This is a genomic window from Chitinophaga sp. 22308 (assembly GCF_052045305.1).
In the GTDB taxonomy this organism is placed as follows: domain Bacteria; phylum Bacteroidota; class Bacteroidia; order Chitinophagales; family Chitinophagaceae; genus Chitinophaga; species Chitinophaga varians_A.
In genome coordinates this window covers 403,399-420,014 of sequence record NZ_JBQEOP010000003.1, presented here as the reverse complement: position 1 = coordinate 420,014, position 16,616 = coordinate 403,399, and the positions used below count along the sequence as shown (strand labels likewise).

Below are 16,616 nucleotides of genomic sequence, written 5' to 3'. Positions count from 1 at the left end.
TCCTATTTAATCATCTCGAGGAACTCATCTTCTGTGATAATCCTGATGGTGTTGATTTTCTTTGCTTTCTCCAGTTTGCTGCCGGCGTCGTCGCCTACCACCAGGTAGTTGAGCTTACTGCTGACGCCGCTCATGATTTTGCCGCCCTGTTGTTCTACCATTTCTTCTGCCTCACTGCGTTTCAGCTTATGCAGCGTACCGGTGAAGAGGAAGGTTTGATCAGCGAGATTACCGCCGGTATGGCGTTCACTCTTGGTATTGGTCATGTTGATGCCCAGCGATGCCAGTTTCTCCAGCATATGAATGTTGTCATCATTGGTGAAGAACGCGCGGATGGAGCCCGCAACTTTAGGGCCGATATCTTCCAGCGCCAGGATTTGTTCTTCTGTCCAGTGGCGCAGGTCCATGATGTTGGTGACAGCGTTGGCCAATGTTTTGGCGGTTGTTTCGCCCACGTAGCGGATACCGAGGCCGAAAATGAGGCGGTGCAGGGGCTGCGACTTGGATTGTTCGATCGCTGTTTGCAGGTTGCTGAGCGATTTTTTGCCAAAGCCTTCCATGGCGCCAATCTTTTCGAAGTCCAGTTCATAGATGCCGGGAATATCTTTCATGAGGCCCTGGGCATAGAACTTACGGACGTTGCTTTCCCCGAAGCTTTTGATGTCCATAGCATCTTTGCTCACGAAGTGGATCATCCGTTCCACTACCTGTGCTTCACAGTTGATATTGGTGCAGCGCAAAACGCTTTCCCCTTCCGGTTTTACGAGTTGATCGTTACAAACAGGGCATTGGGTGGGGAACACGATATCCTTTTCTTCTCCTGTGCGGAGGTCGGCCACGGACTTAACGATGTACGGGATTACGTCGCCGGCCCTTTCTACCAGCACCATATCGCCCAGTTTCAGGTCTTTCTCCCGTATAACATCTTCGTTAAAAAGAGAGATGGAAGACACCGTGACGCCCCCGATATGAACAGGGTCTATCTTGGCCACCGGTGTGATGGAGCCGGTCCTGCCCACCTGGAATTCCACTGCGCGGAGGCGGCTGGTAGCCTGACGGGCTTTGAATTTATAGGCGATGGCCCAGCGGGGGTGGTGGGTGGTCATTCCCAGTTTGTCCTGCAGGGCATAGTCATTTACCTTGATCACCATACCGTCGATTTCGTAGGGCAGGTTGTCGCGTTCTGCTTCAAACTGAAGACAGTAATCGATGACAGCCTGAACGCCTTTCACTACTTTTTTCTCTTTGGCAGGGCTGCGGAAACCGAGGGTGGACAGGAGGTCCAGGGTACCGCTATGCGTTTTGATGGCATCCGGTTCCTGTTGGCCGGTTTCCATGGTATGATAGCTCATGTGATAGAGAAACGCTTCCAGGCCACGTTTGGCCACTTCGTTAGGGTCTACCATGCGCAGTGAGCCCGAGGCGGCGTTACGTGGATTGGCCAGCGGGGGCAGGTTTTCAGCGATACGTTTATCGTTGAACGCTTTGAAGGTATTTTTATTGATCAGCACTTCCCCCCGTATTTCTATCTGATGGATACCATATTTGGAAAAGCTGGCAGACAGCGGGATGGAGCGGATCTGGCGGATGTTGGTGGTGATGTCTTCACCAGCGATGCCATCGCCGCGGGTGGCGCCTCTGGACAACCGGTTGTTCTCGTAAATAAGGGAGATGCTGGCGCCGTCGAACTTAGGTTCTATACAGTATTCTATTTCCTGTAATCCTGCGGCCTCCCTGGCTTTGCGGTCCCAGTCAATGAGGTCGTCCGCATTGTAGGAGTTCTCCAGGCTAAGCATGGGCACCAGGTGCTGTACGGTCACAAACTCTTTGGTAAGGCCTTTGGCCACACGCTGGGTGGGGGAGTCGGGACTGATCAGATCAGGATGTGCTGTTTCCAGTTTTTTCAGCCAGGCAAAGAGCTGGTCGTACTCATAGTCGCTGAGTATGGGATCACTCTGTACATAATAACGCCAGTCATTGTAGGTAATGACCCGGCGTAATGCCTCCAGGGTTTCGTCAATGGAATGGAGCAATGTTTGTTGCTGTTGGTGCTTCAGCAGGTCTTTGGCCAGCTGTGCCAGGGTTATTTCTATTTCCTTTGTGTACATAATGCTTGATACTGAGCTGTAAAAATAAACTTATCTTTCCGCTTCGCTAAAACAAAGCAAAAAATTCGGTCTTTTTGCTTTTAATGTCCCGTTTTTTTCTTTCATTTGAATTATGATTGCCTTATCACAAGGTTTAAGACGATAACAGTAATTCCACGCATTTTTATGATGTCTATGTACACCAAAAACATCAATACTCACCTTGTTGAGATTAAGAGTTATTTCAAGGTTGCCATATCGGTAGATTGCGTCATTTTCGGGTTTAACGGAAATGAGCTGAAAGTGCTGCTGATAGAGTCTGACCTGAAGGAATATAAAGGGAAATGGTCATTGCTGGGAGATGTGGTGCGGCCGGACGAAGAGCTGGACGAAGCTGCCTACCGGGTACTGAAAGCACGTACAGGGCTGGATGATTTGTATATGGAGCAGGTGCAGACATTTGGCGCGATCAATCGTCACCCTGCAGGCCGCGTGATCACAGTAGCGTATTATTCGCTGGTGAACATCGAACATGTGGAATTGAAAAAACATAATAACGACCTGCACTGGCATTCGGTAAAAGACCTGCAAAACATGGCGTTTGACCATAAGCAGATACTGGACACGTGCCATGAGCGCCTGAAACAGCAGGTGATGGTGCAGCCTGTCGGTTTTAACCTGCTGCCCAAAAAGTTCTCGCTGCGTGAGCTGCAGAACCTCTATGAAGCTATCCTGGACGTAGAGCTGGACCGTCGTAATTTCCGGAAGAAGTTCCTGTCTATGGACCTGCTGATGGACCTCAATGAGGAAGAAGAGGATGTGCCGCACCGTCCTGCCAAACTATACAAGTTCAACTTTGATAAATATGACCAGCGTAAAAAACGCTACCTGGGTATTGGTTTTTGAGCTCCCGGTGTAGCCAGCAGACAGTCAGTGAACACATGATACCGGTCATTATTTTGACATGATATTTTTTTAGCCCTCCGGTGGATATCCACCCAGATTCCTGTTAATATATATGTCGATGAAATCCTTTGCCATGAAGGATTAAGCGCGTTATGCCCCGTGGCGCGGAGGTTTGAACTTATTTCTCCATAAAAAGAGAAAAAAAGTTTGTTTTTAACAAAAATTTAAGTAAGATTGTGTAAAATATACACACCTTGAAAATAAGGGTGGGATGAAAACCAGAATTTAAATCGTATTTGTACGTTTTTGCCATTAAGTCGGAGTTAGATATTTTCCATTTATCAAGTATGCCAGAAAGAAATCAATAAAGTATTTTATCAATAGTTTGATTTTATAGTTCCACGTTATGAAACAAGAAGGCCGCTGAGCACTTTTGTAAGTGTCTTATTTTCTACGCTTTCCCTTGTACAGTGGTTTGTACAGGGGAAAGTTGTTTTAGGGAAAAACTAACCCATTCCGGATATGCTTAAATAATTTGCAACAGGAATCTTTTTCCGTTTGATCTCTTCTAAACCCCTGTTACTCCTGTATTTCAGGCAGTTTTTCCGTAACTTGCATAGCTCGCAAAGATTGGTAATCCGGCAAAGGACAGCTCCTTTGTGTGAAAAAGAATCTCATATGTCATATACACCACAACATAAGGTCCGCATTGTAACCGCAGCAGCACTGTTCGACGGGCATGACGCCGCTATCAACATCATGCGGCGTATCATGCAGGCCAAGGGCGCCGAAGTGATCCATCTGGGACATAACCGCTCCGCTGCGGAAATAGTAGACTGTGCGGTACAGGAAGACGCACAGGGAATAGCCGTAACCTCCTACCAGGGCGGGCACGTGGAATTTTTTAAATACATGTATGACCTGCTGCAGGAGAAAGGCTGCGGACACATTAAAATCTTCGGTGGCGGTGGCGGCACCATCCTGCCTGCTGAAATAGAGGAACTGCACGCCTATGGCATAGCCCGCCTGTATTCCCCTGATGATGGCCGCCAGATGGGCCTCGAAGGCATGATTGAAGATCTCATCAGCCAATGCGATATTGCTGTTACCCCACTGACCAGCGGCGGCAACGTGGAAGACATCCCCCAGCTGAAAAAAAGTAAAAACCCGAAAATCATTGCCCGCGCTATCAGCCTCGCGGAAAACGACATGCCGGTGGCACTGCTGAGCGGCGCCAAAGCCCGGAGAGCCGTGACCGTAGATGCCGAAGAAGGGACACATATCACCAGCACGCCGGCAGACAAAACCTCTCCGGTACTGGGCATCACCGGCACCGGTGGTGCGGGTAAAAGCAGCGTGACAGACGAACTGGTACGCCGCTACCTGACCCATTTTTCAGATAAGACGGTGGCCGTTATCTCGGTAGACCCATCCAAGAAAAAGACCGGCGGCGCCCTGTTGGGCGACCGTATCAGGATGAACGCCATCCACCACCCGCGGGCCTATATGCGTTCCCTCGCCACCCGCGAGAGCGACAAAGCCATCAGCGAACATATCCAGGAAGCCATCGATATCTGCAAACTGGCAGGCTTCGATTTTATCATCCTCGAAACATCCGGTATCGGTCAAAGCGATACTGCTATCACCGACTACTGCGACGTGTCCCTCTATGTGATGACACCGGAATATGGTGCGGCTTCACAGCTGGAAAAAATCAACATGCTGGATTATGCAGATGTGATCGCCATCAACAAGTTCGACAAAGCCGGCGCCCTCGATGCCCTGCACGATGTGCGCAAACAATATAAACGCAACCACACCCTGTGGACGGCCAAAGATGAAGAGCTGCCGGTGGTAGGCTCTATCGCTTCCCAGTTCAACGATGCAGGCATTAACCTGCTTTTCGAAAGGGTGATGGAAAAGGTAGTGGAGAAAACCGGCGCCCCCTTCGGCCCGATGGCGCATGAAAGCCTGAAATCCACCACTACCAAATCACAGATCATTCCGCCTGCCAGGGTACGTTACCTGGCGGAAATCGGCGAAGCTATCGCCGACTACAGCAAATGGGTGGATGAACAATGTAAAATCGCCACACAGCTGTACCAGATTGCCGGCGTAATCGCCATCGATGCTGCCAAAGCCCCGTTGCTGGCCGATATCCAGACGAAGCTGTCCGAAGCGCTCCATCCGGAATGCAAAAAACTGGTGGACGAATGGCCGGCGCTGCTGAAAAAATATGCGGCAGACAACTACGAATTCCAGGTAAGGGACAAGGTGATTAAACTACCACTGTTCACCGAAAGCCTCAGCCATAGCCGCATTCCGAAGGTAAGTCTGCCTAAGTACAACGACTGGGGAGATATCCTGCGTTGGCAGCTCACTGAAAACCTGCCGGGAGAATTCCCATATGCCGCCGGCGTGTTCCCGCTCAAACGCGAAGGCGAAGACCCTACCCGTATGTTTGCCGGTGAAGGCGGTCCGGAAAGGACAAACAAACGCTTCCACTATGTATCACTCGATCAGCCGGCCAAACGCCTGTCCACCGCATTCGACAGCGTAACGCTCTATGGAGAGGACCCTGCCGTGCGTCCGGACATCTACGGAAAAATCGGTAACTCCGGCGTAAGCATCGCTACAGTAGATGATGCTAAAAAGCTGTACAGCGGCTTCGATCTCTGCGATCCGAAAACATCGGTGTCTATGACCATCAACGGTCCGGCACCCATCCTGCTGGCCTTCTTCATGAATGCTGCCATCGATCAGCAGTGTGAAAAATATATCCGGGAAAATGGACTGACCGAACAGGTACAGGCTACTATCCGGGAGAAATTCAAAGACCATCCGCTGCCGCATTATAACGGCGACCTGCCTGCCGGAAACGACGGTCTGGGCCTGTCTCTGCTAGGCATCTCCGGCGAAGAGGTGCTGCCGGCCGAAGTGTACCAGAAAATCCGTGCACATGCTCTCAGCACCGTCCGTGGTACCGTACAGGCAGATATCCTGAAAGAAGACCAGGCCCAAAACACCTGTATCTTCTCCACCGAGTTTGCCCTCAAACTCATGGGCGACGTACAGGAATATTTTATCACACAGAAAGTCCGCAACTTCTACTCTGTCAGCATTTCAGGGTATCACATCGCAGAAGCCGGCGCCAATCCGATCACGCAGCTGGCCTTCACGCTGGCCAACGGTTTTACCTATGTGGAATACTACCTGAGCCGCGGCATGCATATCGACGATTTTGCGCCTAACCTGTCGTTCTTTTTCAGCAACGGCATGGACCCTGAATATGCCGTCATAGGCCGCGTGGCACGCCGTATCTGGGCTAAAGCCATCAAATACAAATACAAGGGCAACGATCGTTCCCAGAAGCTGAAATACCATATTCAGACTTCCGGCAGAAGCCTCCACGCACAGGAGATCGACTTCAACGATATCCGCACCACGCTGCAGGCACTGTACGCCATATACGATAACTGCAACTCCCTCCATACCAACGCCTATGACGAAGCTATCACCACGCCTACGGAAGAAAGCGTGAGAAGGGCCATGGCCATACAGCTGATCATCAACCGCGAACTGGGCACCGCTAAAAACGAAAATCCGGTACAGGGCTCTTTCTTTATCGAAGAACTGACCGACCTCGTGGAAGAGGCCGTGCTGGCGGAATTTGAACGTATCACCGAACGCGGGGGCGTCCTCGGCGCAATGGAAAGAATGTACCAGCGTAATAAAATCCAGGAAGAAAGCCTCTACTATGAATCACTGAAACATACCGGTGAATATCCTATCGTAGGCGTAAATACGTTCCTGAATAAAAACGGTTCACCCACCATTATCCCGGCAGAGGTGATCCGCTCCACCACAGAGGAAAAAGATTTCCAGATTAAAACGCTGGAAGCCTTCCAGCACCGCCACCAACATAAAAACGCCGCTGCGCTCAAACAGCTGCAGCAGGTGGCCATCAATAACGGAAACCTCTTTGCGGAACTGATGGAAACAGTAAAACACTGTTCCCTCGGACAAATTACCCATGCGTTGTATGAAGTAGGAGGGCAGTACCGCCGCAACATGTAACTGTGATGGACATGATGAGATAAAAAGAAGATAATCACTGATTTATTATATGGGCTGGCCTTTTGGGCCGGCCCATTGTTTTTGGGATATGTTAAGGATAGTCTCCCGGTGCTAAAAAACTTTCATTTTACGAACCAGGAACAACATATTAGTCCTGGGCTTTAGCCCCGGGAAATGTTATATTAGTATTATCAATCGTATGGCTATTGTGTCGCTCTGGACGCCTGTTCTATTTTTATCAGTCTTATTGATTTATTATCTGCGATTATCGACATGCATATGAAAAAGATGCTTTTCAGTGTGCTGTTACTGGCCTCATTACAGGCCACAGCACAAACGCCTGACACCGTGGCCAAACGGGTACTATTGCCAAACGGATGGTCCCTGACGCCGGTAGGACACTCCCTTCCACTGGGAGACCTGCCCCTGAATATGGTGCTTTCCGCTTCGGGAAAATACCTCGCCGTAAACAACAATGGCCAGAGCAAACACACCTTGCAACTGATAGATGCCCGGCGGGAAACACTGCTGGACGAGGTGGCCATCCCCAAATCATGGTATGGGCTGGCCTTCAGCAGGGATGAGAAAACGCTTTACGCTTCCGGCGCCAATGACAACGTGATCAGGGAATACCAGCTGCGGGAGAACAAGCTGGTCGCTACCGACAGTATCCGCCTTGGCCTGTCCTGGCCCAAGGAGAAAATCTGTCCTACCGGCATGGCAATGGATAACTCACGTAACAGGTTATACGTAGTGACCAAAGAGGACAACAGTCTTTACCTGCTGGACCTGGCAACGAAAAAAGTGATCAAGCGCATTCCATTGTCAGCAGAGGCTTTTACCTGCCTGTTGTCTAAAGACAATAAAACGCTGTATATCTCTCTGTGGGGAGGCGACGCTATCGCAGTGTATGATGTTACGTCCGATAAAATAGTAAACGAGATTAAAACAGGTAGTCATCCTAATGAAATTATTTTATCGAAGAACGGTAAATACCTGTATGTGGCCAATGCCAATGATAACTCCGTATCTGTTGTTACCACTGCAGATGGTAAGGTGATCGAGAGCCTGCACGCCGCGCTGTATCCCGATGCGCCGGCAGGTTCTACTACCAATGGGCTGGCGCTGTCTGAAGACAATAAAACCCTGTACATCGCCAATGCAGACAATAACTGCCTGGCGGTATTTGATGTGGCCACACCAGGCAAAAGCCATGCGGAAGGGTTTATCCCTGTGGGCTGGTATCCCACCTGTGTGCGTGTTACCGGCAAGAAGGTACTGGTGGCAAACGGTAAAGGTTTCACTTCCATGGCCAACCCAGAGGGCCCTAATCCTATCAGCCGTAAGGATGCCAGCGGATCGCACCAGGCCAATACCCGCAAAGACCGGCCGGTACAATATATCGCGGGCCTGTTCAAAGGCACGCTGTCTATTTTCCGCGAACCGGAAGAGAAGGTGCTGGGCCAGTGGTCGAAGCTGGTGTATGACAACACCCCCTATACGAAAAACAAAGAGCTGCGTGCTCCCGGTGAAAAAGGAAACCCCATTCCACAGGAAGCCGGACAAACGTCTCCGATCAAATACGTGTTTTATGTCATCAAGGAAAACCGTACCTACGACCAGGTGCTGGGCGATATCAAAGGTGGTAATGGTGACAGCAGCCTTTGTATTTTCCCCGAGCGTATCACGCCCAATCAGCATAGGCTGGTAAAGGATTATGTGCTGCTGGACAATTTTTACGTAGATGCAGAAGTAAGCGCCGATGGCCACAACTGGAGCACCGCTGCCTACGCTACCGACTATACGGAAAAGACCTGGCCTACCAGTTACGGTGGCAGAGGCGGCACGTATGATTATGAAGGCAGCCGTAAAATCGCCTATCCGAAAAAAGGGTTCATTTGGGATTACTGTGCCCGTGCCGGCGTGAGCTTCCGCAGCTACGGGGAGTTTACCGGCAAAGGTTCTGCTACGCTGAAAACGCTGGAAGGCCACTACTGCAAGGATTATCCGCCTTTTGACCTGAGCGTTCTCGATGTGGACCGTCAGCAGATCTGGCAGCGTGATTTTGATTCTCTGCTCGCTGCTGATGCGGTGCCTCGTTTTAATACTGTCCGCCTGGGCAACGACCATACCAGCGGTATGCGTAAAGGCGCTTATTCTCCCTATGCTTCCGTGGCAGACAACGATCTGGCGGTAGGCAAGCTGATCGAATATATTTCCCATAGCCGTATCTGGAAAGAGAGCGCCATTTTTATCCTGGAAGACGACGCCCAGAATGGTCCTGACCATATCGATGCGCACCGTTCCACCGCGTATGTTATCAGTCCCTATGTAAAACGGAATACGGTGAACCATAATATGTATTCTACTTCCGGCATGCTGCGTACCATGGAGCTGATTCTCGGCCTGCCGCCGATGAGCCAGTATGACGCCGCCGCTACGCCCATGTGGGAACTGTTTACCGCTACGCCTGACCTGACGCCTTATGTGGCACTGGAAGCCAATGTGGACATCCGTGAACGGAATACCGCCTGGAACGAGAGCGCCCGCCGCTCCGCTGCTTTTGACCTGGCGCATGAAGACAGGGTGCCTGACCTGGAACTGAACGAAGTGGTGTGGAAGGCCGTCCGTGGCGAAAATGCGGTGATGCCGGCCCCGCGTCGGAGTGCCTTTGTGAAGCTGCAGGAAAAGGAAGATGATGACGATTGATAAATCGTTTAAGCAAATCCGGGAAACTTTTCTATTTTAGCCCTACTTAAACGTAATAAACAGTATGGTAGCAAGGAGAGATTTTATCAGGAACAGCGCGCTGCTGGCAGGTGCTGTTGGACTGGGAATGCCCAAAACCGTTTTGGGCTGGGATGGTTATTCGTCCCAACGTCCGCCACTGGCGAAACGTAAGTTCACCAGCGACGCGGTGGAAAAAACAATCATCAACGTTAAAAAACAGATTGCCGACAACAAACTGGCCTGGATGTTTGAGAACTGTTTCCCAAATACCCTTGATACGACTGTTAATTTCAAAACGCTGGAAGGCCGCCCTGATACGTTCGTGATCACCGGTGATATCAACGCCATGTGGCTGCGCGACTCTTCCGCACAGGTATGGCCTTATATTCCGCTCATTAAGGAAGACAAGAAGCTGGAGCAGATGGTGGCCGGTGTCATTAACCGTCAGGCAAAATGTATCCTGATAGACCCGTACGCCAACGCTTTCAATGATGGTCCTACTGGCAGCGAATGGGAAAAAGACCTGACAGACATGAAGCCGGAACTGCATGAACGCAAATGGGAGATAGACTCGCTCTGCTACCCGGTGCGACTGGCTTACCACTACTGGAAGCATGGTGGTGATACCAGTGTGTTTGATGCCAAATACAAGCAGTCTGCCCAGCTGATCGTGAAAACCTTCAAGGAGCAGCAGCGTAAGGAAGGTAAAGGGCCTTATAAGTTTCAGCGTGTGACTGCCTGGCAGTCGGACACCGTTCCCAATTCCGGTTACGGCTCGCCGATGTTGCCGGTAGGCCTGATTGTTTCTATTTTCCGTCCTTCGGACGATGCTACCGTATTCCCTTTCCTGATCCCGTCCAACATGTTTGCGGTGGTGTCCCTGCGGCAGCTGTCGGAAATCAGCACGGAGATCTATAAAGACGCTGCTTTCGCAAAAGAGTGCGCTGACCTGGCCGATGAAGTGGACCGCGCCATCAAAGCCTATGCGATCGTAGAGCATCCGAAACTGGGCAATATGTACGGATTTGAGGTAGACGGCTTCGGTAATCGTTTATTCATTGACGATACCAACGTTCCCAGCCTGTTGTCTATACCATACCTCGGTTATACCACTGCCGATGATCCGCTGTACCAGGCTTCCCGCCATTTTGTATGGAGCGGTTTCCATCCGTGGTTCTATAAGGGCAAATATGGTGATGGCGTGGGCAGTCCGCACACCGGCGAAAACTATATCTGGCCTATGAGCATCATCATGAGAGCTTTGACCAGCCAGAGCAAGGAGGAAATTGCCGAGTGTATCAAAACACTTCGTAATACCGACGGTAACACCGGTTTCATACATGAGTCTTATCACAAGGACGACCCTACGAAATTTACCCGTAAGTGGTTTGCCTGGGCCTGTACACTGTTTGGTGAACTTATCCTGAAGGTGAGCCAGGAGTATCCGGACCTGCTGAAAAGACAGTACGCCTGATCATTTTTTTATTTTATTATTTTTTTATGTTGATATTTGGAATGCAGCGGAGACGGTTGTCTTCAGCTGCATTTCACTTTTAAAAATGTGTGTAATGGAACACCCTCATCTATACCAGCAACGGATCAACGAATTTCAGCAGGCTATTGATAAGGAGAAGCGGCGGACATCGCTGTTGTCCTGGTCCCGGTTACTGAGTTTCCTGCTGATCGTTGCAGGGGTGGTGCTGTATTTCCGCCAGGGGAGGGAAGTCGTGTGGTTGCTGGCGGCAGCCGTGGGTGTGGTGGCTTTCGGCTTTTTCCTTAAACGGCATAACCAGTCGCTGCAGCAGCTGGCGCTGTTAAAAACGCTGCTGGACCTGAACCAGAAAGAGCTTCAGCAAGCCACTACCTGGACATCCTCTTTTGAGGACGGCCATGAGTTTATCAATGATCAGCATGATTACTCCGGGGACCTGGACGTGTTTGGCCCGGCGTCGATATTTCAGGCGATCAACCGTACAGGGACTTTGTCCGGTAAGCAGCAGCTGGCTGCTTCACTGGGGGCGCCCATGCTGAACATAGCGCAGATCCTGGACACACAGGAGGCCCTGAAAGTACTGGCGCCGGAAATAGATTTCCGTCAGCATCTTACCGCCAATGCCATGCTGGCCAAAGAAGAGGCGAGCGATCGCCGTGAGCTGGCATTGTGGCTCGATATGCCGTTCTCGTTCATCCATAACAAATTTATGGGGATAGCGCGGTGGCTGTTCCCGCTGCTGACTGTCGCGGCAGTGGCAACAGGTTCCTACCTGGGGCACTATTATCTTTTCATTGGTATGATCATGGTCAACTGGCTGGTATTGCTCAGCATTCAGCCGAAGCTGCTGGAGCAGTACAAGTTGATTTCCCAGAAAGAGCGTATCCTGGAGAAGTTTGCGCTGTTACTGGGGTTGATACGCAAAGGTTCCTTTGAGCAGTCAGTACTGCTGCGGCAGCAACAGGAGACGGCCCGGGAGGCCGATGTGGCGCTGCATCAGTTGTCCCGCATCAGTTCTGCCTTTGACCAGCGTCTGAACCTGTTGGTGGGTATTGCCCTCAATTCGCTGTTTCTCTATGACCTGCATTGCATCCTGCGGTTGGAGCGCTGGAAGGAACAGTATAAAACGGCCGTAGACAAATGGTTCGGCGTAGTCGCACAGCTGGAGGTATGGAACAGCCTGGCCACTTTTGCTTTTAACCATCCTGCATATGCCTATCCACAGCCGCAGGCCGAGCCGATGCTGCTGGAAGCAGTGGGTTTGGGACACCCGTTGATTCCGGAAACCGAGTCTGTAAAAAACGACGGCCATATTGGCCGGGACGCCAGTTTCCTGATCATTACCGGTTCCAACATGTCGGGCAAAAGCACTTTCCTGCGCAGTGTGGGGGCCAATCTGCTGCTGGCCATGTGCGGTGCGCCGGTATGTGCAGACAGGCTGGTATTTACCCCTATGCGTATCATGACTTCCATGCGTATTAAAGATTCCATCGCCAGCCACACCTCTTATTTCCAGGCGGAGCTGCTGCGGTTGCAGCATATTATTGTCCAGCTGAAAACAGGGGAGCGGGTGTTTATCCTTCTCGATGAAATCCTGAAGGGCACCAATTCAGAAGATAAGTTGTCCGGTTCCCGCAGCCTGATAGAACATTTTCTTTCCTATAACTGTCTGGGCATGATTGCTACCCATGACCTCGAGCTGGGGCATCTGGAAGATAATTACCCGAATAAGATCCGGAACTATTGCTTTGAAAGCACTATCCAGGACAATCACCTTTTCTTTGATTACCGTATCCGGCCTGGCATTGCGCGTAATAAAAACGCAACTTTCCTGATGAAACAGATGGAGATTATTTAGATATTTTGTTATTTGATTATTTTGATAGGAGCCTTTAGTAAGCCCTGGCTTGATCAAATAATAAAATACCTAAATAAAGAAATGACAAAATATTTAGTATTTTTACTAAAATATTTAGTGTATGACATTGCCATTCCAGGAAGGAGGATCTGAAACCCCTTATTACAAAGGACGTGGTGCGCAGTTAAATCCGCGGAACAAATACCTGAAGGGAGAATATGTACAGGAGCATGTGGAGGGGATTGACGAGTGGTGGCAGGCAGATGTACCTACCCAGGTATTTGAGGAGCATGCCAAGACGCTGGTCAACAAAGTGGATAGTCCGGACGTAGGGATGTGGTATTCCATGAATCCTTACCAGGGCTGTGAGCATGGCTGTATTTATTGTTATGCCCGTAACGCCCACCAGTTCTGGGGACTGAGCGCCGGGCTGGATTTTGAGCGGAAGATTATTGTCAAACATAATGCGCCGGAGCTGCTGCGCAAGTTCCTGGACAACAAAAACTGGGTGCCCAAGCCTATCTCTCTTTCGGGGAATACGGACTGTTACCAGCCGGTGGAGCGTAAGATGTGGCTTACGCGGCAGTTGCTGGAGGTAGCGCTGGAATATAAACAACCGGTGGGCATCATCACTAAAAATTCGCTGGTACTGAGAGACCGGTACCTGCTGCAGCAGCTGGCACAGGAGAAACTGGTATGTGTGTATGTGTCTGTCACCACTTTACAGGAGGAGCTGCGGCAGAAGATGGAGCCCCGTACCACGACTGCGGCACAGCGGTTCAAAATTGTGAAGGAGCTGAGTGAAGTTGGTGTGCCCGTTGGTGTTATGACCGCACCTATGATTCCCGGGCTGAATGATCATGAGATACCCCGGCTGCTGGAGATGGCTGCTGCCAATGGCGCCAAATATGCCGGTTATACCGTAGTGCGGTTGAATGATGCGGTGAAGATCATCTTTAATGACTGGCTTTATAAAAACTTCCCTGACCGTGCAGATAAAGTATGGCACCAGATAGAGAGCATGCATGGCGGCAATGTGAACGATAGTGAGTTTGGCCGCCGGATGCGCGGGGAAGGGAATATCGCTGATTTGATACGCCAACAGTTCCGGCTACACGTAAAGAAGAACGGGTTAAACCAGGAGCGGTTTGAGTTTAATACGGAGTCTTTCCGGAGGCCTACCAGTCAGTTGAGTTTGTTTTAAGGGATTGAGTATCTTGGGTGAAATTGTTTTACCCGTTTATAAAACCCTTTATCTATGAAGAAATTATGCTTGTTAGCCCTGTTGGTGGGCAGTTCTGTGGCTGCTGTAGCGCAGACGCCTGTACTGTGGGGCGAGTCCTCTTCCCGTACTGATTATAGGAATAATGCCGGTTTGCAAGGAAAAGATGGTGCCGTTTCCGGGTTCTTCCAGGCCAATGCACCTGTCAATTTCCCTACAGGTGCCACTAGCTGGTGGCATTTGCTGGACGTGCGACACTCTGAATTGAGCAACAATTTTGCGATGCAGTTTTCCGGCAGTTTCTTCGACCAGGACCTGTATTTCCGCAAAACCAATAATGATCCGGCTACTCCCTGGTCAAAGGTGGTGTTGCAGCGGGATGGGTTGATCAGCTTTCCGGGGGTCTATAACTTCGAGCGGTTTAACATTGGAAAGGATGGCAACAACGGTGCTTATGCACTTGAGTTTGTGAATCATTCAACCCTGAACGACGCTTATGGTGTGAAGATAGGCGCTAATATAGACCGGTTTGGGTATGGATTGTATTTTCAAGCAGCTCCTCAGGCAGACAGCTATGCCGCTTTACAATATGCAGCCAAGCCTGCCCTTTTCGTATCTGCGCAGGATAACACCGTTGGCATAGGTACCCATCAGACGGCGGGTTACCAGCTGGCTGTTGCCGGGTCCATGATTGCTGAACGTGTCAAGGTAAAGGCCAAAGGCACCTGGCCGGACTATGTATTTGAGAAAGACTACCCGCTCCCGTCGCTGAAAAGCACTGCTGCCTTTATACAGCAGCACAAGCACCTGCCGGAAATGCCATCCGCCAAAGAGGTGGACAGTACGGGGCTGGACCTGGGGGATATGAACGCCCGGCTGTTGAAAAAGGTAGAGGAGCTGACCTTGCATCTGATCCGCCAGCAGGAGGAAATTGAAAAATTACAGCAGCAAAACCGGCAAATCCTGCAACAGATGCAGCAAATGAAAAAATGAGCGGCCCGGGAATATAAACTAATTGTTAACTCTATAAAAAAAGTAGGCTATATTATTGTGTAATAAAAAAAATAAAATCTACCTTTGTAGCAAACAACAAATTTCTTAGTGCAACTTCTGTCAACATATAAGATTATTGCGATGGCCTGCAAGCAAAAGCAGGTCTACGACGGATTGCGGGCACGTTGCACCGATTGTTAACGATAGTTATCAAACGATATAAACAAAGGTCCCGCACTTAAAAAGGCGGGACCTTTTGCTTTTGAAGCAGTACTGAAATGACGACAGTGAAAGAACTTCAGACGATAACTGGTCAAAATATTCAATACACCATCTGGTGTAAAGGGGATGGCTTTGCCTTAAAAAAGCCATACGGACATGGTATGCAGTAATGTAACGTAACCCATTACATGATTGCCCGGTCCGTAAATACGGCCGGGTTTTTTATTTCACGGGAAATCCGGCACAGAAATGGCAAACAATTTTTTTATGAATGTTATGTGCTAAGCCCATTTGATTTCGTATAGACAGGTACAGTGCATAACCCCAAAAACGTTAGTATATGAGGAACGTTATTCAAGTTGTAAGAGAGGCTTTACTCACCAATTTCAGAGAATTGGACAATTGGTTTGACAAAGAACCAGCATTGCTGGACTTCAAACCGGACCGCGATCAATGGAGCATACGGGAAGTGCTGGAACATATTACCCTCACTAATTACTTCCTGTTACTGATCATCAACAAAAGTACCCGCAGGGCGCTTGACCGTAAAAGAAACGGCCATACTGTTGTGTTGCCGGCAGATTACCAGGAGAAATTCAGCCAGATCGATGTGATCAGCAGCAAGTCTTTCGGATGGGTGAGACCCGAACACATGGAGCCTACAGGCCTTAAAGATATGCAGGAAGTAAAAGCGCTGCTGAAACAACAGTATGCACAATGCATGTACAATCTTTCTTTGCTTAAAAACGGAGAAGGAGTGTTGGTATTCACCAACATGTCCGTTAACCATCTGGGCAAGCTCGATATCTATCAGTACATCTATTTCCTGACTAAACATATAGAACGTCATATCCGCCAGATGAAAAGACTGGAAAAGGAATATGAAGAAAGCGCCGTTCTGATCTGATTTTTTTTGGTCGACCGACAACATCTGTTTTTGTTATCCTTATTCGATTACAGCAACCGGAAGTATGCGTACTTCCGGTTTTTTTATGCAGTCAGGATCCGACACTATTTTTATCTACATAG

9 protein-coding genes are annotated in these 16,616 nt (G+C 49.7%); 8 read left to right on the top strand and 1 reads right to left on the bottom strand.

What is annotated here, in order from left to right; genetic code table 11:
• Window positions 1–2: 2 nt before the first annotated feature.
• On the bottom strand, window positions 3–2,108 hold the full coding sequence (ligA, locus tag ACTJJS_RS13405; RefSeq protein ID WP_440664087.1) for an NAD-dependent DNA ligase LigA: 2,106 nt from the start codon (window positions 2,106–2,108) through the stop codon (window positions 3–5).
• 165 nt (window positions 2,109–2,273) lie between these two features.
• On the opposite strand from ligA, the gene ACTJJS_RS13400 reads away from it, so the two are divergent.
• The 8 genes from ACTJJS_RS13400 (at window position 2,274) to ACTJJS_RS13365 (ending at window position 16,494) form a co-directional block, all read left to right on the top strand.
• Window positions 2,274–2,993, top strand: coding sequence for an NUDIX hydrolase (locus ACTJJS_RS13400; protein WP_168871168.1), 720 nt, complete (start codon window positions 2,274–2,276; stop codon window positions 2,991–2,993).
• A 678-nt stretch (window positions 2,994–3,671) separates the two neighbouring features.
• Window positions 3,672–7,070: a methylmalonyl-CoA mutase family protein gene (locus tag ACTJJS_RS13395; RefSeq protein ID WP_168871169.1), complete on the top strand. Its 3,399-nt coding sequence runs from the start codon at window positions 3,672–3,674 to the stop codon at window positions 7,068–7,070.
• 279 nt (window positions 7,071–7,349) lie between these two features.
• Window positions 7,350–9,779 (top strand): beta-propeller fold lactonase family protein, encoded by a 2,430-nt coding sequence (locus ACTJJS_RS13390; RefSeq protein WP_440664085.1) that lies wholly within the window; start codon window positions 7,350–7,352, stop codon window positions 9,777–9,779.
• A gap of 64 nt (window positions 9,780–9,843) precedes the next feature.
• The gene (locus ACTJJS_RS13385; RefSeq protein WP_440664084.1) at window positions 9,844–11,274 is read left to right on the top strand and encodes a glycoside hydrolase family 125 protein; all 1,431 of its coding nucleotides are present in this window, start codon (window positions 9,844–9,846) and stop codon (window positions 11,272–11,274) included.
• 94 nt (window positions 11,275–11,368) lie between these two features.
• Entirely contained in the window at window positions 11,369–13,150 is a 1,782-nt protein-coding gene (locus tag ACTJJS_RS13380; RefSeq protein WP_440664083.1) for a MutS-related protein, read from the top strand.
• Window positions 13,151–13,271: 121 nt separating this feature from the next.
• The gene (locus ACTJJS_RS13375) at window positions 13,272–14,354 is read left to right on the top strand and encodes a PA0069 family radical SAM protein (RefSeq protein WP_440664082.1); all 1,083 of its coding nucleotides are present in this window, start codon (window positions 13,272–13,274) and stop codon (window positions 14,352–14,354) included.
• 54 nt (window positions 14,355–14,408) lie between these two features.
• The gene (locus ACTJJS_RS13370) at window positions 14,409–15,365 is read left to right on the top strand and encodes a hypothetical protein (RefSeq protein ID WP_440664081.1); all 957 of its coding nucleotides are present in this window, start codon (window positions 14,409–14,411) and stop codon (window positions 15,363–15,365) included.
• 562 nt (window positions 15,366–15,927) lie between these two features.
• Window positions 15,928–16,494: a DinB family protein gene (locus ACTJJS_RS13365; protein ID WP_440664080.1), complete on the top strand. Its 567-nt coding sequence runs from the start codon at window positions 15,928–15,930 to the stop codon at window positions 16,492–16,494.
• Window positions 16,495–16,616: the final 122 nt, after the last annotated feature.